The sequence below is a fragment of the Dactylosporangium sp. NPDC005555 genome (assembly GCF_040605635.1).
Lineage (GTDB): Bacteria > Actinomycetota > Actinomycetes > Mycobacteriales > Micromonosporaceae > Dactylosporangium.
Map to the genome: position 1 here is coordinate 144,624 of NZ_JBEXDG010000017.1, position 16,131 is coordinate 160,754.

General features: G+C 73.1%; 18 protein-coding genes. 11 read left to right on the plus strand and 7 right to left on the minus strand.

Going from position 1 to position 16,131, the window contains the following annotated elements; translation table 11 throughout:
- Positions 1-14: 14 nt before the first annotated feature.
- The 3 genes from ABZS58_RS21250 to ABZS58_RS21260 all read left to right on the plus strand — a co-directional run bounded on the left by ABZS58_RS21250 (position 15) and on the right by ABZS58_RS21260 (position 1,363).
- On the plus strand, positions 15-401 hold the full coding sequence (locus ABZS58_RS21250; protein WP_354783920.1) for a VOC family protein: 387 nt from the start codon (positions 15-17) through the stop codon (positions 399-401).
- 102 nt (positions 402-503) lie between these two features.
- The gene (locus ABZS58_RS21255; protein ID WP_354783922.1) at positions 504-962 is read left to right on the plus strand and encodes a hypothetical protein; all 459 of its coding nucleotides are present in this window, start codon (positions 504-506) and stop codon (positions 960-962) included.
- Positions 959-1,363 carry a hypothetical protein gene (locus ABZS58_RS21260; protein ID WP_354783924.1) on the plus strand — a complete coding sequence of 135 codons (405 nt, stop codon included), beginning with the start codon at positions 959-961 and terminating at the stop codon, positions 1,361-1,363. The genes ABZS58_RS21255 and ABZS58_RS21260 overlap by 4 nt, the downstream gene beginning before the upstream one ends.
- Here ABZS58_RS21260 and ABZS58_RS21265 read toward each other — a convergent pair.
- The 5 genes from ABZS58_RS21265 to ABZS58_RS21285 form a co-directional block, all read right to left on the minus strand.
- Positions 1,360-1,947, minus strand: coding sequence for a dihydrofolate reductase family protein (locus ABZS58_RS21265; protein ID WP_354783926.1), 588 nt, complete (start codon positions 1,945-1,947; stop codon positions 1,360-1,362). The two genes, ABZS58_RS21260 and ABZS58_RS21265, sit on opposite strands and share 4 nt — an antisense overlap.
- A gap of 48 nt (positions 1,948-1,995) precedes the next feature.
- The gene (locus tag ABZS58_RS21270) at positions 1,996-3,027 is read right to left on the minus strand and encodes an LLM class flavin-dependent oxidoreductase (RefSeq protein WP_354783928.1); all 1,032 of its coding nucleotides are present in this window, start codon (positions 3,025-3,027) and stop codon (positions 1,996-1,998) included.
- Between the two features lie 7 nt (positions 3,028-3,034).
- On the minus strand, positions 3,035-3,919 hold the full coding sequence (locus ABZS58_RS21275) for a hypothetical protein (protein WP_354783930.1): 885 nt from the start codon (positions 3,917-3,919) through the stop codon (positions 3,035-3,037).
- 1,292 nt (positions 3,920-5,211) lie between these two features.
- Complete coding sequence (locus tag ABZS58_RS21280; RefSeq protein ID WP_354783932.1) at positions 5,212-6,462, minus strand: HAMP domain-containing sensor histidine kinase; 1,251 nt, start codon at positions 6,460-6,462, stop codon at positions 5,212-5,214.
- Entirely contained in the window at positions 6,459-7,121 is a 663-nt protein-coding gene (locus ABZS58_RS21285; RefSeq protein WP_354783934.1) for a response regulator transcription factor, read from the minus strand. The genes ABZS58_RS21280 and ABZS58_RS21285 overlap by 4 nt, the downstream gene beginning before the upstream one ends.
- 86 nt (positions 7,122-7,207) lie before the next feature.
- Here ABZS58_RS21285 and ABZS58_RS21290 point away from each other — a divergent pair, with 86 nt between their 5' ends.
- The 5 genes from ABZS58_RS21290 to ABZS58_RS21310 all read left to right on the plus strand — a co-directional run bounded on the left by ABZS58_RS21290 (position 7,208) and on the right by ABZS58_RS21310 (position 12,128).
- Positions 7,208-8,137 carry an ATP-binding cassette domain-containing protein gene (locus tag ABZS58_RS21290; protein ID WP_354783936.1) on the plus strand — a complete coding sequence of 310 codons (930 nt, stop codon included), beginning with the start codon at positions 7,208-7,210 and terminating at the stop codon, positions 8,135-8,137.
- Complete coding sequence (locus ABZS58_RS21295) at positions 8,134-9,687, plus strand: ABC transporter permease subunit (protein ID WP_354783938.1); 1,554 nt, start codon at positions 8,134-8,136, stop codon at positions 9,685-9,687. The genes ABZS58_RS21290 and ABZS58_RS21295 overlap by 4 nt, the downstream gene beginning before the upstream one ends.
- Positions 9,684-10,526 carry an ABC transporter permease gene (locus tag ABZS58_RS21300; protein ID WP_354783940.1) on the plus strand — a complete coding sequence of 281 codons (843 nt, stop codon included), beginning with the start codon at positions 9,684-9,686 and terminating at the stop codon, positions 10,524-10,526. The genes ABZS58_RS21295 and ABZS58_RS21300 overlap by 4 nt, the downstream gene beginning before the upstream one ends.
- 154 nt (positions 10,527-10,680) lie before the next feature.
- Complete coding sequence (locus ABZS58_RS21305) at positions 10,681-10,809, plus strand: hypothetical protein (RefSeq protein ID WP_354783942.1); 129 nt, start codon at positions 10,681-10,683, stop codon at positions 10,807-10,809.
- Positions 10,810-11,246: 437 nt separating this feature from the next.
- Complete coding sequence (locus ABZS58_RS21310) at positions 11,247-12,128, plus strand: diacylglycerol kinase family protein (protein ID WP_354783944.1); 882 nt, start codon at positions 11,247-11,249, stop codon at positions 12,126-12,128.
- Positions 12,129-12,134: 6 nt separating this feature from the next.
- Here ABZS58_RS21310 and ABZS58_RS21315 read toward each other — a convergent pair whose 3' ends face one another.
- Positions 12,135-12,920: an endo alpha-1,4 polygalactosaminidase gene (locus ABZS58_RS21315; RefSeq protein WP_354783946.1), complete on the minus strand. Its 786-nt coding sequence runs from the start codon at positions 12,918-12,920 to the stop codon at positions 12,135-12,137.
- Between the two features lie 94 nt (positions 12,921-13,014).
- Here ABZS58_RS21315 and ABZS58_RS21320 point away from each other — a divergent pair, with 94 nt between their 5' ends.
- Both ABZS58_RS21320 and ABZS58_RS21325 read left to right on the plus strand, forming a co-directional pair.
- Positions 13,015-13,719 (plus strand): serine hydrolase, encoded by a 705-nt coding sequence (locus tag ABZS58_RS21320; protein ID WP_354783947.1) that lies wholly within the window; start codon positions 13,015-13,017, stop codon positions 13,717-13,719.
- Between the two features lie 3 nt (positions 13,720-13,722).
- A complete protein-coding gene (locus ABZS58_RS21325) occupies positions 13,723-14,115 on the plus strand; it encodes a MerR family transcriptional regulator (protein WP_354783949.1) in 393 nt (130 codons plus the stop codon).
- A gap of 252 nt (positions 14,116-14,367) precedes the next feature.
- Here ABZS58_RS21325 and ABZS58_RS21330 read toward each other — a convergent pair whose 3' ends face one another.
- Complete coding sequence (locus ABZS58_RS21330; protein WP_354783951.1) at positions 14,368-15,294, minus strand: LysR family transcriptional regulator; 927 nt, start codon at positions 15,292-15,294, stop codon at positions 14,368-14,370.
- Positions 15,295-15,364: 70 nt separating this feature from the next.
- On the opposite strand from ABZS58_RS21330, the gene ABZS58_RS21335 reads away from it, so the two are divergent.
- On the plus strand, positions 15,365-16,096 hold the full coding sequence (locus tag ABZS58_RS21335; RefSeq protein ID WP_354783953.1) for an SDR family oxidoreductase: 732 nt from the start codon (positions 15,365-15,367) through the stop codon (positions 16,094-16,096).
- Positions 16,097-16,131 lie beyond the last annotated feature (35 nt).

Here is a 16,131-nt window from a genome sequence, read left to right on the forward strand (position 1 = left end):
CCTATGGTCGGGTCATGGTGGATGCAGCGTTCCGGCTGGGTGGGGTCGGGCAGATCGCCCGGCACGTGAGTGACATCGGTCGAGCCGTCGACTTCTACGGCGGCGTGCTCGGCCTGCCGCACCTGTACACGTACGGCGACCTGGCGTTCTTCGACTGCGACGGCACGCGGCTGTTCCTGAGCCGGCCGGAGGGTGGCGGGACGGTCGCCGCCCAGTCGATCATCTACTTCCGGGTCCCGGACATCCACGCGGCCCACGCCGAGCTGACCGGCCGCGGCGTCACCTTCTCCGGCGAGCCCCACATGATCCACCGGCACGGCGACGGGGTGGAGGAGTGGATGGCGTTCTTCACCGACCCTGACGGCGGTCTCCTCGCCATCATGTCCCAGGTCACGCCCTAGGCTGCCAGCGGAGGGGCGGCGTGCGGGGCGCGGGTGGGCATCGTCCGCGCGACCAGGGGGTGGACGCGGCCGACGACGGCCAGGTAGGCACGGCCGCGTCGGGTGCGGGGGCGTGCCAGGGTCGAGCAGACCACCGAGTCCACGTCGACACCACCGCGCTCGGGCACACCCGGTCCAGCCGGCTGGACCGTGCTGTGCGCGGCCCTCGACCGGGCCGGCAGCCGTGCCGAGCTGATCGACGTGCTCAACCCGGCCCGGTTCGTCGCCGACGAGACAGCGACCAGATGGGCGGTGGTGTCGGCCGAGCATCTCGCCGCGGTCGCCGGGCGGTCCGGCATCGCCGCCACCCAGCGCCACGTCGACGAGACCGTGGCCGCCGAGCTCGACCGGCACTGCCGGCGGCTCGGCATCCGGCCCGCGGTGCCCCTCGCGCAGTTCGTCGTCGCGTGGGGCGCGCTCGGCGGCGGGCTCGCCCTCCTGCACGCCGCCGACCCGGCCACGGACGTGTCGGGCGCTGCCGCCGGTGTCATCGGCGCGCTGCTGCCGGCGGACGCGGCGTGAGCGGCACGGAGCGCCGATCGGATCTCATGGCGTGGCTGCGCCGCCGGTTCCGGATCTTCGGCGGGGTGGCGGGCGCCGTCTCCCACGCCGACACCGGCCCCTACGCGGGCGCACCGCGCAACCCCACCCTGCGCGTGGGCGACGAGAAGGCGTATTCGACCGTGCGGTACACCACCCAGCACATCGCCTACACGACGGTCGGCACCGATGAGGGCGACTGCCGCCGGTGCGGGCAACCGCTCGCGGACCTGCACAGGCTCGAATACGTGCGCGGCGACACCGGTGTCCCGGTCGGCGCCGTCCGTGCGTGCCGGCACTGCCACACCGATTCGTGGCTGCTGCGGTCCCGGATGCCGGCGGTGTCACGCGCCCGTGACACCGCCCGCAAACACGTGGTCTAGCGCGGGACGACCTCGTAGGACAGCATGACGACGCCGGTGCTGGTCGGGGTGCAGTCGACGAGCTCCAGGCGCCGCGGGACGGGGGCGCCGCGGAACAGGCGCTTGCCGGTGCCGAGCAGCAGCGGATGCAGGAACAGCCGGTAGCCGTCGACGAGGTCCTCGGCGATCAGGTCCTGCACGAGGACACCGCTGCCGAGGACCGCGATGGTGCCCTCACCTTCGCCTTTCACCTTTCGTACCGCGGGAGCCAGCGGACCGTCGAGGACCTGGGCGTTGCGCCAGGTCAGGTGCTGCGGCGTGCGGGTCGCGACGTGCTTCGCGGTCGCGTTCAGGTGCGCCGCCATGGGATTGCCGTCCGGCTGGGTGGGCCAGAACGCGGCCATCTTCTCGTACGTGCGGCGCCCGAACAGGTACGCGGTCGTCGACGCCAGGCCTTCGGCGGCCGCGGCGGCCTGGCGGTCGTCGAAGTACGGCGCGCTCCAGCCGCCGTGCTCGAACCCGCCGTCGCGGTCCTCGTCCGGCGACCCCAGGCCCTGCATGACCCCGTCCAGGGTCAGGAACTCGATGACGTTGAGCTTGCGCATGTCGGGCCCACCTCCGGGTGCTCCGGGCCGGCGCTGGTGCCGGCCCTGTCACCCGCTATACGAAGTCGCCGCCCCCGGATCGACATTCCGCCGCCAGCCGAGTTTCGGGCCGAGGTGCGTCGCGATGTCGGTGAGGATCTGCACGTAGTCGTCATGCTCGAACGTGAACGGCAGCGCGAACGCGACCTCGTCGACCTCCTGGTACCCGGCGTGCGCGTGCAGCTGCTCCGCGATCCGCTCCGACGGGCCGACCAGGTCCCGGGCGAACATCATCCGCGCCGGGCCCTGCGGGGTGGCCGTGCGCGGGGTGCGCTGCTCCGCGTACGCCTCATACCGCCGGCGCTGCGAAGGCGTCGCGGAGTCCGTCGGGATGACGACGAGTCCCTGCGAGACGCGGGCCTGGTCGCCGTCGGGGTGACGGGCGCGGAACGCGCGGATGTGGGAGCGCTGGATCTCGGCGAAGTCCTCGCTCTCCTCCGCCTTGACCACGCTGCTCGTCAGGAAGTTCATGCCGTGCTCACCCGCCCAGCGTGCCGATGCGAGGCTGCCTCCGCCGTACCACATCCGCCGGCCGAGACCGGGGGAGTGTGGCTGCACACGGTCGGAGAAGGCCTCGAACCCTTCCGTGCCGGCCTCGGCGACGCGTTTGCCGCGGACGAGCTCCACGAGCCGGCGGACCCGCTCGTAACCGAAATCCTCGGCGTCGGCGGTGTCCGGATACAGCGCCTCCTTCACCCGGTCGTAGTGCATCGGCGGCCCGACGCTCACCCCGGGGTTGAGCCGCCCGCCGGACAGGATGTCGACGGTGGCCAGGTCCTCGGCGAGCCGCAGCGGATTCTCCCAGCCGAGCGGGATGACGGCGGTGCCGAGCTCGATGCGGCTGGTCCGCTGCGTCGCCGCCGCGAGCACCGCCACCGGCGACGAGATCCCGAACTGCAGGTGCCGGTGCCGCACCCACGCGCTGTCGAACCCGAGCCGCTCACCGAGCTGGATCACCTCGAGCGTCGACTCGTGACCTCGTCGCGGGTCCGCCTCGTCGAACAGCCCGATCGTCAGGAACCCCAGTTTCCGTAAAGGCACGGCTCCATTATCCAACCGTCACCGGCATGCCTTGCTGCACCTCCAGGACCGCCCGGTCACCGAGTGGCGCCCGCAGCTCCACCGTCGCGGTGCGTGACCCGCCGATGGCGGTGCAGCTCTCGTGGTCGGAGTAGCGGTGCTCCAGGATGATGACGACGACCGCGTTCGCCGACTCGACGGCCTCCGCCGTGTAGTCGATTCCGCACGGCCCGGTCGCGGGGTTGGGCGCCCCGACGAACTGCGCCGTCAGCGTCGTGCCGTTGACCGTCGCACTGTCGATCCGCAGCCCGCGGGGCGGGTTGCTGGCATTCCACGGCGGCGGCACCACCGTGACCCCCGCCGACACCGCGAACGCCACCCGCGTCACCAGCACCGCCGACCCCTCGACGGTGAACTCCCACGCCGGCGCCGTCGCCGCACCCCGCGCCGTCTGGATCTTCGCCGTGCCGAGCCGCGCCCCGGTCACCTCGATCGTCCCGCACTCCGCGCAGCTGCCCGCCCCACCCTTGACGAGCTCTTCGAGCGCCTCCGCAGCCCCGATGATCGCCACGGTACGACTGCCGCCGCCGTCCCACACGACCTCGCCGCCCGGCTGCGGCGCCTTGGGCAGGACCCCGGCGGCCTTGACCTTCCCGGCGTTCAGGGACTCCTTGTACAGCTCCTTGCCGGCCTCCCAGTCGCCGACCTGCCCCATCCGCTCCCCGACGACGACGATCCCCTGACTGCCCCCGGCGGCGGCAACCGCCTGGTCGTACCGCTCCAACGCCTCCCGCGCCTGCTGCCGCAACCGGTCACCGCTCTCCCCGACGGGCGGCGGCTCCGTCGCGCTCCTCGCCCCGCACCCGGCCAGCGCCACCACCAACGCCACCGAGACCCATCGCCTCTGCCGCATGTCCGCCCCCGCCTCCGGCCGCATCGTCGCACGTTTCGACGCCCTGCCACCCGCCCCGGTTCCGCGTTGGTAGCCCCGCCGTGCCCGGGCCCGGTCGGCAGGGACCAGCCGCGTCGACTTCCCCGTGATCCGGAAGAGTTGTTGTCGCCAGAGAGCCTGTTGCGAAATGGCCGTCTCACGTTCCGTGCTGAGAAAAACACGGCTGTGCGAGCCGGTCGCGGCCGATCGGTAGCCGTCGAGGGTCGCGACGACCGTCGACGAGACAGTTTTCCGCCAAAACGCAACAGGCTCCAGAGCAGCACAAACTCTTCCGGATCATCAAAGACCCCGTTGAAGCCGCGCAGACGACGCAGGCACTCGTTCGCTCGGTCGAGGATTCCCCCGCCGTCCCCGCATCGCCGCCGAGATCCCCATCATCCAGCGCACCACCACCCACGAGTCCAGCGGCCGCGGCCAGACCCGAGCCCCTGCGCACACTGATCGCCCACCACAGACGCAGAGCGACGACCACCTCGAGACCGACGGGCCGCACGGCCGTTGTGGTGCCACTCGTACACCACCAAGGCGGACGTGCCCCCACGGCCGATGCTGGAGACCCCACCGTGTGGAGTCATCGTCCGGCCGGTTGCCCGCACCGGGGCCAGGCCGCTCTCATGATCGGTGACCGTGCGGGCCGACCTCGGACCGGCCGAACGGACCTCGGACCGGCCGGGATGACTCAGCCGAGGGAGCGCGAGCCGGTCGCAGCGGTTCAGCGGAGCGGCGGAAGCTGTGATGGTCCAGGCGGGCTGGGTGGACGTCGCCGGAATGCCTCGGCGAGCGGGAAAACCCAGCGGGGGTGGCCTGTCGGAGCGGACAAACTCAGCGGCGCAGCGGTGGAAAAAACTCAGCGACGCAGCGGAGCGGACGAAACCCGGCGGGGCGGCGCAGCGGACCGGGCGAAACCCGGCGGGGCAGCGCAGCGGAGTGGACGAAACCCGGCGGGGCGGCGCAGTGGACCGGGGCGATAGCGCAGCGGGGGCGGCCGGGCGGTGAGAACAGCCAGTTCCACATCGTGAAGCTCAACCGCGGCTGGCGGGGCAGCGCAGCCATGCGGCAGAGCAGCGCAGTCAGGCGGCGGAGCAGCGCAGTCAGGCGGCGGAGCAGCGGAGCGTGGCCGGGCGGCGTGGCCGGGTGGCGTGGCCGGGTGGCGTGGCGTGGCGTGGCGGCGTGGCGGGTTGACGGGCGGGTTGGCGGGGCGGGCGAAAGCGACGTTATGGGTCGGCTGGGAGGTGGCGTTTGGCTGGACCGGCTCAGCGGAGCGGGCGGAAGTCGATGGTGACGTCGAGGCCTCCTTCGGGGCGGGACAACACGCGCAGGTCTGCGCCGTGGGCGTTGGCGATGGCATGGATGATCGCGAGGCCGAGGCCGTGCCCCTCGGCGCGGCCGATCCGCTGGCCGTCCAGGCGCTGGAACGGTTGCAGCAGCCGGCCGATCTCGTCCTCCGGGACGACCGGGCCGGTGTTGCGCACGGTGAGCCGGGCCGCGCCCCGCATGGCCGGACCGGCGCTCCGGCCCGCCGGGTCTCCGGGCCGGGCCGTCGGGTCCGGGCCGGGTGCCGTCGGGTCTGCGGCGCGCGTCGAGGAGCCGCGGTCCTTCGACGACGCGGAGGACCGTGCCGGCGGCGGGGAGAGGGCGTCGACGGTGGAGGTGGTGACCTCGATCCAGCCGCCGTCGATGTTGTACCGCACGGCGTTGTCGACGAGGTTGGCCACGAGGCTCTCCGCGAGGCGGGGGTCGCCGGCGCCGACGGACGGGGAGAGGGTGGTGTCGACGCGGACGCCGCGAACCTTGGCCTCGCCGGAGCGGCGGCGGACGGCGGCGGTCGCGATGGCGGCGAGGTCGACGGGCTCGTCCTGCTCGATGCCCTGCTCGCCGCTGGCGAGGGTGAGCAGCGCGTCGACGAGGCGCTCCTGGGCGGTGCCGAGGGTGAGGACCTCGTGGCACGCCTCGCGGAGGGCGTCGACGGTGGCGTCGGGGTCGGCGAGCGCGACCTGCAGCAGCGCCCGCTCCGCGGCGAGCGGGGTCCGCAGCTCGTGGGACGCGTTGGCGACGAAGCGGCGCTGCGACGCGAACGCCGCCTCCAGGCGCTCGAAGACGCTGTCGAGGGTCTCGGCGAGGTCGGTGAACTCGTCGTCGGAGCCGGTCTTGCCGAGCCGCCGGTGCAGGCTCGTGGCGGAGATGTCCTGGGCCGTGGCGATGATGGCGCGCAGCGGGCGCAGCACCCGCCCGGCGGTGACCCAGCCGCCGATCACCGCGATGATGCTGGCGAACGCCACGACGATCAGGGAGAGGCGGAACAGCCGCTCGTCGGCGATGTCGGGCGCGGCGGGGCCGGGCAGCCCGTAGCGGGCGTCGTTGTAGCTGTCGTGCAGCGCCGGCGCGGTCGCGGACTGCCCGTAGGAGAACAGGCCGATGGACGAGATGACGACGAACACGAACGGCACGGCATACAACGCGGTGAGCCGCACCTGCAGGCCGCGGCGGCGGCTCCCGAGCCTCATCGTGCACCGATGCGGTAGCCGGCCTCGCGGACGGTGTGTATGAGGTCGGGCGCGCCGAGCTTGGTGCGCAGCCGGCGGATCGTCGTCTTCACCGCGGTGGTGAACGGGTCCGCCGCCTCGTCCCACACCCGCTCCAGCAGGTCCTCGGCGGAGACGGGCCGGCCGTCGGCGGCGAGGAGGCACTCCAGGACGCCGAACTCCTTCGGGCTGAGCTCCAGGCGGCGCCCGCCCCGGGACGCGACCCGCCGGGACGGGTCGACGGTGAGGTCGCCGAGCTCATAGATCGGCGGCAGCGCCTCGGCGGGGCGCCGCGCCAGCGCCCGGATGCGGGCCACCAGCTCGTCGAAGTCGAACGGCTTCGGCAGATAGTCGTCGGCGCCGAGGCCGAGACCGTCGACGCGCTGCTTGACGGTGCTCGCCGCGGTCAGCATCAGCACCCGGCTGCTGGTGCGCGCCGCGACGATCCGCCGGCACACCTCGTCGCCGTGGACACCCGGCAGGTCCCGGTCGAGGACGACGACGTCATACCGGTTGACGGTGAGCCGGTCGAGCGCCTCGGCACCGTCGAGGACGACGTCGACCGCCATGCCCTCACGGCGCAGCCCCGTCCCGACCGTCCTTGCCAGGACCTCGAAGTCTTCGACCACCAGCACCCGCATGCCCCCACCATGCCAGGCCGAAGGTGTCAGTGAGGTGTCAGCCGCTGTCACCGTGGTGACACCGGGCCCCACGTACAACGGAACCCATGATTGTCGTCAACGGACTGCGCAAACGCTTCGGCTCGCACACCGCCCTCGACGGGATGACGTTCGCGGTCGCGCCCGGCCAGGTCACCGGCTTCGTCGGGCCCAACGGCGCCGGCAAGTCCACCACGATGCGGGTGATCCTCGGCCTCGACGCGCCCGACGCCGGCACCGCGCTCGTCGCCGGCCGCCCATACCGCAGCCTCACGCGCCCGCTGTGCCACCTCGGGTCGCTGCTCGACGCGGGCGCGCTCCAGCCGGGCCGCACCGCACGCGACCATCTGCTGTGGCTCGCGCACTCGCAGGGACTGCCCGGCCGCCGCGTCGACGAGGTCCTGGAGCGGGCCGGCCTGCAGACCGTCGCGCGCCGAGCCGCCGGCAAGTTCTCCCTCGGCATGCGCCAGCGCCTCGGGATCGCGGCCGCGATGCTCGGCGACCCGCCGGCGCTGATGCTCGACGAGCCGTTCAACGGCATGGATCCGGAAGGCATCGTGTGGATGCGCCGTCACCTGCGCGAGCTCGCCGCCGAAGGCCGTGCCGTCCTCGTCTCCAGCCACCTGATGGGCGAGCTGGAGGACACCGCCGGCCATGTCGTGATCGCCGGCCGCGGCAGGGTCATCGCCGACACCGGCATCGCCGAGCTGCTCAGCACCGCCGCCGCGGGGCGGGTCACGCTGCGCACAGGTGCTGCTTCGATCGATGCGGCCGCTGGTGTGCTGGAGGGGCAAGGCGCGTCCGTCACCCGCACCGACACGGGCACGCTCACCGTCACGGGGCTGCCCGCCGAGACGGTCGTGCAGGTGCTGACCTCGCACGGGGTGCCGTTCGCGGAGATCTCCTCGCACCGCGCCACCCTCGAGGAGGCCTATCTGGAGCTGACCCGCGACGCCGTCGAGTTCCGCGCGGTGACCGGGTCGCAGGGGGCACGATGAGCGGCTTCGCACGGGTCGTACACGCGGAATGGACGAAATTCAGGACGGTGCGCGGCTGGACGGCCGGGATGCTCGCGGCCGCCGCGGTGATCGTGGTGTTCGGCCTGTTCCCCGGCATGCGGGGCACCTGCGACGACAGCTGCTCCCTGCCCGTCGGGCCTGAGGGCGGGGAGGTCACCGACGTGTTCACGTTCGTGCACCGGCCGCTCGCCGGCGACGGCAGCGTCACCGTGCGGGTCGCGTCGATGACCGGGCAGCTGCCCGAGCTGACCGGCACGGGTCAGCGGCCGGGGACCGCGCCGTGGGCGAAGGCCGGCCTGATCGTCAAGGACGGCACGAAGCAGGGCTCCACGTATGCGGCGGTCATGGTCACCGGCGCGCACGGCGTGCGGCTCCAGCACGACTACGTGCACGACCGTGCCGGGAAACCCGGCGCCGTCACCGCGTCGGCACCGCGATGGCTGCGGCTGACCCGCGCCGGAGACGTGGTCACCGCCCTGGAGTCCACCGACGGCACCGCGTGGACCGGCGTCGGGACCGTCCGCCTCGACGGGCTGCCCGCGACCGCGGAGGTCGGCCTGTTCGTCACGTCACCGATGTACGTGGAGGGTCACGGCACCGCCGGTGCGGCCGGCGCGCCGAGCCTCGCCACGGCCGGTTTCGACCACCTGACCACGACGGGCAGCTGGGCACCCGCGACCTGGACGACCGAACGCGTCGGCGGCCCGGCCGACGAGGACCGTCCCCTCGGCGGCCCGCCCCCGACGGCGGCCGGTGAGGAGCCGGGCGGCGACCGGGCACCCGCCGCGGGGCAGGAGACCGGGGCCGAGCAGACCGGCGACGGCTTCACCGTCAGCGGCTCGGGCGACATCGCCCCCGCCGTGGCGGGCGCCGCGGGGCTCGGCACGACGATCAGTCAGACGCTCGTCGGCACGTTCGCCGGCCTCGTGTTCGTCGTCGTGGTCGGCGCGATGACGATGACCGGCGAATACCGGCGCGGGCTGATCCGCACCTCGCTCGCCGCGGTGCCCCACCGCGGGACGGCGCTCGCAGCGAAGGCGACCGTGCTCGGCGCCTTCACGTTCGCCGTGGGCGTGGTCGCGGCGGCCGTCGTCGTCACCGTCGGACCGGGCATCATCCGTGGCAACGGGGTCTACGTCCATCCCGTGTCGCCGGCGACCGAGCTGCGGATCGTCGCCGGCACCGGGGCGCTGCTCGCCGTCGCGGCCCTGCTCGCGCTCGCGTTCGGTGTGCTGCTGCGACGAGGCACGGCGGCCGTGACGCTCGCGATCGTGGCGACCGTCGTGCCGTATCTGCTGGCCATGACCGTGCTGCCCGTCTCCGCCGGCGCGTGGCTGCTGCGGGTCACCCCGGCGGCCGCGTTCGCCGTGCAGCAGGCCACGCCGCAGTACGCGCAGGTGGAGGGCCTGTACACGCCCGCCAACGGCTTCTTCCCGCTCGAGCCGTGGGCGGGGTTCGCGGTCCTGCTCGCCTGGGCCGGCGCCGGGCTCGCCTTCGCCGCGTACCGATTCCGCAGGAGGGACGTATGACCCGCGACCCACTGTCGCAGGAGGAGCGGGTGCGGCCGCGATCGGAGGAGCGGCTGCGGCCGCGGCCGGCGGGGCGGGCGCGGGAGGTGCCCGCGGAGGGTCTGCGCTATCTGCGGGCGGAGTGGACGAAGCTGCGCACCGCGCCCGAGACGGTGTGGCTGGTCATCGGGATCGTCGCGGCGACCGTCGGCGTCGGTCTCGTCGTCGCGCTCAACATGCCCTGCACCACCGCCGTCTGCGGCGGCGACCCGACCAAGGCCGGACTCACCGGTGTCCAGCTCGGACAGGCGGTCGTGGCGGTCCTCGCCGTCCTGGCCATCGGCGGCGAATACGGCACCGGCATGATCCACGGCACCCTGGCGGCGATGCCGCGACGCACGGGGATCCTCGCGGCCAAGGCCGTCGTCGTCACGGCCGCCGTCGCGCCCGCCGCGGTGGTCGCGGTCACGGTCGCCGCCCTCGCCGGCCGGCACATCCTGCCCGCCGGGGTCCCGACGTCGACGGTGGTGCGGGCGGCCGGGGGCTCGGTGGTGTACCTGGTGCTCATCGGCCTGCTCGCGGTCGGCGTCGCCGCCGTCGTGCGCAACGCCGCGGCCGCCGTCGGGGTGGTCCTCGCCCTGCTGTTCCTGTTCCCGGTCCTCGCCGCCGCGGCGCCCGACCCGACCTGGGAGCGCCACCTGCTGCAGGCCGGCCCGATGACCGCGGGGCTCGCGGTCCAGGCCACCACCGGGCTGGACAAGCTGCCGATCGGGCCGTGGGCAGGCCTGGGCGTCACCGCCGCCTGGGCAGCGGCCGCGCTGCTCGCCGCCGCCATCGCCCTGGAGGCCCGCGACGCCTGACCCCTGCCGCCGTGCCATCGTGCCGCTGTGCCTGCCACGACGGTGCGTGCCATCCGCCGCGGACGGCGACGTTGAGCGCTGGCCCCACCGTCGCCGGGCGTGCTGCGTGGCGCCCCGCGTTGGAAGCCACTGGCGGTGAGTGGCGTCGGCGCTGATGGCGCTCAACGAACTGTATGCGCGGCGCGGGGTGCGCGTGGATCCGGAGCACCACGATGAGGACGAGGTGGCGGCAAAGGAAGGCAGCTGGGATGTGGAGGCGGCGGCGCTGATGGGAAGCGGCTGAGAGGGTCACGTCCGCCGCGCTGTCCGGCGGCAGGTGGCGGGGTGGGCCGCACGCGGATCCTCGGCCGAGCGAGTGAGCGCTTGCGTCGTCTGCGGCCTCAGTGGGGTTCTGGATGATCCGGAAGAGTTTGTGCTGCTCTGGAGCCTGTTGCGAAATGGCCGTCTCACGTTCCGTGCTGAGAAAAACACGGCTGTGCGAGCCGGTCGCGGCCGATCGGTAGCCGTCGAGGGCCGCGACGACCGTCGACGAGACAGTTTTCCGCCAAAACGCAACAGGCTCTCTGGCGACACAAAGTCTTCCGGATCATGGGAAACAGGCCAGTGTCGATGGCTGGACCGGGGAGTACCACGGGTCGGGCGGTGATCTTCGGTCCTGCCGGCTCGATCACGTGACGGGGTGGCGCTTGGTGGGGGGCGTCGTTGGGTATCGGGACGGGTGTGAATGTCGCTGTCATCGCACACGCAGGGAAGAGCATCGGCGGAGGGCTCGACGAACTGCGCCGGGTCCTGACCAGGGCAGGCGTCGAGACCCCCGACTGGCGCGAGGTGCCCAAGAGCCGCAAGGCGCCGAAGCAGCTGCGCAAAGCGGTCGAGCGGGGGGCGGACCTCGTGTTCGTGTGGGGTGGCGACGGCATGGTGCAGCGGTGCGTCGACACCCTCGCAGGGTCCGGCGTGACCCTCGCGATCGTGCCCGCCGGGACGGCGAACCTGTTCGCCACCTCGCTCGGCGTTCCGCAGGACATCGCGGAGGCGGTCAGGATCGGGCTCGAAGGGCGGCGGCGGCGGTTCGACCTCGGGAAGGTGGGCGGGGAGCACTTCGCGGTCATGGCGGGTGCCGGGTTCGACGCGGCGATGATCGACGACGCGGACAGGGGGATGAAGAGCAGGGCGGGGAAGCTCGCGTACTTCGGCACCGCCGTCCGCCACGTCCGCGACGAACCCGTCGAGGTCCGCGTCGAGATCGACGGCGCCGAGTGGTTCAGCGGGCCGGCGACGTGTGTGCTGCTGGGCAACATCGGCACCATTGCCGGGGGGATCGAGGCGTTCGACGAGGCGAGTCCGTTCGACGGGCGGCTCGAAGTGGGGGTGTCGACGGCCCAAGGTGCGCTGCAGTGGGCCAGGACCCTCGGCCGGATGGCCTTTGGCCGTACCGACGGATCACCGTTCGTGCGGGTGGCGAGCGCGCACAAGGTCAAGGTGCGGTTCGCGGAACCCGTGCTCCTCGAGCTCGACGGCGGGGCCCGCAGCAAGGTCCGCAAGCTCAAGGCCCGTGCCGTGCCGGATGCCATCACCATCGCGGTGCCGGAGGCGAGGCCGTGAACAGGGTCAGCAGGTGGCGCGGAACGCGTCCAGGCGCAGGTTCTTGCGGATCGAGCTGAGGCGGAGGTTCGCCGGTGCCGGGCACAGCGACGCCTTGTACTCGACGTGGAAGACGGGCTTGGCGGCGGCGACGAACGGGCTCAGCATCGAGCATTCCTTCCATTGCACGCACGACTCGTTGACGGCGAAGTCGAACGACGGTTTCAGTTCGGTGATCTGCTCCAGGTCGTTCTTCAACCCGACGGCCAGGCCCAGCGAGTGCGCGAGGTCCGCGACGCGGCGGTTGAACAGCAGCTGGTCGGCGGCGGTCAGCGGGAAGCCGGTCGCGTTGGCGTAGCCGTCCATGTTGTCCGGGTCGACGGCGTCGAACCCCTTCGCCTTGCAGGTCGCGAACCGGTCGGCGAGGATCGGGCGCAGCGTGTCCCACCGGCGGATGTCGAGCCACCGCTCGCCCGCCCACCCGTCGAGGGCCTTGCCGCGCACGGCGGCCGGGAAGCGGGCAGCGTCGGCGCGCCAGTTCTCCCACGAGCCGGCGTCGACGTAGCAGAGCACCTTCCGGCCGGCTGCGTGCAACTGGGTGACCTGCGCCTTCGTCGAGTCGGCGCCGTCGATGTCGTACACGTCGGCGACGATGGACGTGTCCAGCCTGCCGGTGAACTGCATCTGCCACGTCGCGCCCGGGAGAGGTTTCCACCAGGTTGCGGCGGGGGCGGCGGCTGCCGGTAGCGTGGCGAGCACAACGGCGGCGAGGGCTGTCACGGCCACGAGCAGGGTGCGGGGGGTGTGTCGCATGCCTCGCCATCGACCGGGCGTGGACTGGCCTGATCTGACGGTCCGGCGGAATGCGCCGGCCGGTCGGGGGACAGACGGCGCCGTCCTCTGGTCCGTGTGTGTCCGTGATCGCGGCGGTCAGGTGGTGTACGAGCACCAGCCCGACCTTGTCCTGTCCACAGCGAGTGTCGGCAAGCTGCTGCTGCTGATCGAGGTGGCCCGCTCCCTGCCGCCGGATCTGCCGTGCGACCGGCGGGACGTGCCGCCGGTCGCGGACTCCGGGCTGTGGCAGCATCTGCGCACCGACGTGCTGCCCGCGCACGACCTGGCGGTGCTGGTCGCGTCGGTGAGCGACAACCTCGCGACCAACGTCCTGCTGCGCCACGTCGGGCTCGACCGGGTCACGGCGCTCACCGCCGAGCTCGGCCTGACCGCGACGGCACTGCACGACATGGTCCGCGACGTGCGGGCGGCCGAGCACCCGCCGCGGCTGTCGTCCGGCAGCGCCGCCGAGCTGTCGCTGCTGCTGCACCGCCTGCCGGCCGTCGACGGCGGCGACCGGGTCCTGGACTGGATGGGCACGTCGGCGGACCTGTCGATGGTCGCGTCGGCGTTCGCCCTCGACCCGCTGTCGCACGCCGGCGTGACGCTGCGCAACAAGACCGGCACCGACGACGGGGTCCGCGCTGACGTCGGCGTCGCCGGCGCGTGTACCTACGCGGTCCTCGCCAACTGGGAGCCGGGCGCGGTGCCGGTGGGTGAGGTGCTGGCGACCATGCGTGAGCTGGGTGATGGGATGCGTGCGCTCGTGGGAAAATGAGGCATGCCGTACTCGCCGCGGGAAACCGTTGAGAAGACCGGGTTCAGCCTCGACACGCTGCGCTACTACGAGCGCATCGGCCTGCTCGACGGTATCGACCGCACCGCCGGCGGCCAGCGCCTGTTCACCGACGACGACCTCGACTGGCTCGGCGTCCTGCGCTGCCTGCGCGACACCGGTATGCCGATCGCCAGGATGCGGCGCTACGCGGAGCTCGCCCGCGACGGTGACGTCACCTTCACCGAGCGCGCCGAGCTCCTGGAGGGGCACGACCGGGACATCGAGCAGAAGATCGCCGACCTGCGCGAGGAGCAGGCACGGATCAAGGAGAAGATCGGCTGGTATCGCGGCGAGCTCGCCCGCATGGCATCCGCAGACGCGCAAGCACCGGCCTGACGCGGGACGCCGCACCGAAGGTGTCCATTGTGGACATGCGGGGCGCGCCGGGGTGACGACGGCCGCCGCTTCGGTGTGCCGTGGCGGGTTCAGGGCGCCGGCGTGGCCGGGTTCAGGGTGGCGGGGCTCAGGGCGACAGGGTGGCCGGGTTCAGGGCGCCGGCGTGGCCGGGTTCAGGGTGGCGGGGCTCAGGGCGACAGGGTGGCCGGGCTCAGGGCACCGGGGTGGCGGGGGTAACTGGGTGGCGGGGTATCAGGGCACCGGGGTGGCGGTGAGGTTCAGGGCACAGCGGATCAGGGTGGCCACGGCCCGGGAGCGGCTGTGCGGGGGCCACGCGATGATCGTGGTCACCGGCAGGGCGTCCAGGACCGGGACGGCGACCAGGTCGTGATGCAGCTGGGAGCGGCTGGACTCGGGCAGGGTGGCGATGACCATGCCGAGGGCGATCAACTGGTACAGCTGCGTGCTGTCGCGCACCTCAGGCCCGGCCGAAGGGCCGGATGAACGGCCGGACGACAGTCCGGACGACGGGCCGGACGAAGGACCGGGTGAACGGCCGGACGACGACGCAGGGGCCTTGGGCCAGGTGGGGAACGGTTCGCCGGCGAGGTCGGCGGTCAGTAGGTGCGGGCGGCCGGCCAGGCGGTGACCGGTGGGCAGGACTGCGACCTGGCCCTCGGTGTGCAGTTCCTCGGTGTCCAGGCCGGTCGGGTCGTCGAAGGGCAGGTGCAGCAGCGCGACGTCGGCGCGGCCGTCGCGCAGGAGCCGTTCCTGCTCGCCGATGCCGCAGAGGAGGACCTCGACGGTGACGGCGTCCGGGCCGGTGGCGGTGGGGGTGGCGGCGTACGCCGACAGCAGCGCGGGCAGCAGGTCGCCGGCCGCGCCGGACTTCGTGGCGAGGACGAGCCGGGCGGCGGGGCGGCCCGCGCGGCGGGTGCGGCGGTCGGCGGCGGCGACGGCGTCCAGGGCCGCGCGGCCCTCGCGGAGCAGGACCTCGCCCGCCGGGGTCAGGGCGACCGAGCGGCTGGTGCGTTCGAGGAGGGTGACACCGAGGCGGCGCTCCAGCTGGCGGATCGCCCGGGACAGCGGCGGCTGGGCGATCCCGATGCGGGCGGCGGCCCGGCCGAAGTGCAGCTCCTCGGCGACCGCGACGAAGTACGCCAGTTCCCGCGTTTCCATACCGCCACGGTATCGGTCCTGACCCAGACGGTGTTGGCGGCCGGTGCCGGCGCGAACCAGCATCGAGGGCATGACCACAGCAACTGTCGCGCTGGTGACCGGCGCGAACAAGGGGATCGGCTTCGAGATCGCGGCGCGGCTCGGGGCGCTCGGCTGGACCGTCGGGATCGGGGCGCGCGACGCGGAACGCCGGGAGGAGGCGGTGGCGAAGCTGCGGGCGGGAGGCGCGGACGCGTTCGGGGTGGCGCTGGACGTCACCGGCCAGGCGAGCGTCGACGCCGCGGCGGCCGAGGTCGGGGCGCGGCACGGGCGGCTCGACGTGCTCGTCAACAACGCCGGGATCATCGGCGGCACGCCGCAGGAGCCGAGCACCGTCGACCTGGCCGTGGTCCACGCGGCCGTCGACACCAACGTGTACGGGGTGATCCGCGTGACGAACGCGTTCCTGCCGCTGCTGCGCCGGTCGCCGCGGCCACGGATCGTGAACATGTCCAGCTCCGTCGGGTCGTTCGCCGAGCAGACCGACCCTGACGGCCCGCTGAGCGGGATGCCGCCGTCGGTCGCGTACGCACCGTCGAAGGCCTTCCTGAACGCCGTCACCGTCCAGTACGCGAAGGAACTCGGGGACACGGGCATCCTGGTGAACCTGGGGTGCCCCGGCTACTGCGCCACCGACCTGAACCACCACAGCGGTTTCCGGACCGCGGCGCAGGGCGCGGAGATCGCGGTGCGGCTCGCGACCCTCCCCGACGACGGCCCGTCCGGCGGTTTCTTCGACGACGAGGGCACCGTCCGCTGGTGACCGCCGTCCGGCTCGGCGTCGTCCGGCCGTACGAC